This window comes from Mesorhizobium sp. M1A.T.Ca.IN.004.03.1.1, from assembly GCF_003997555.1.
Lineage (GTDB): Bacteria > Pseudomonadota > Alphaproteobacteria > Rhizobiales > Rhizobiaceae > Mesorhizobium.
This window is the reverse complement of the sequence record NZ_RZTV01001062.1, coordinates 1-237: the sequence shown is the minus strand read 5'-3', so window position 1 is coordinate 237 and position 237 is coordinate 1. Positions and strand designations below refer to the sequence as shown.

1 protein-coding gene is annotated in these 237 nt (G+C 59.9%); it reads right to left on the bottom strand.

The annotated features are described in order from the left end of the window. Window positions 1-75 precede the first annotated feature (75 nt). The coding region (locus EOD29_RS34920) for a UTRA domain-containing protein (RefSeq protein WP_127248920.1) at window positions 76-237 on the bottom strand (162 nt) is incomplete at its 5' end.

The window sequence follows — 237 nt, the reverse complement described above, 5'->3', positions numbered from 1 at the left end:
GAATCACTTTCTGGCTCCATGCTTTTGAAAATCAGGGAGATTATTCTCCGGAGCCGATGATGCCGGCTTTGCGGTTCAAGTCACAGCGATCGTCAGTTCCGCGACGAAATCATAGGCGTCGCCGCGATAGAGCGAGCGGGTGAATTCGACGGCGCGGCCGGAGGCGAGATAGGAGATGCGCTCGATCGACAAGCCGGCCGCACCGACCGAGACGCCGAGAAGCTGGGCGTCGGCTTC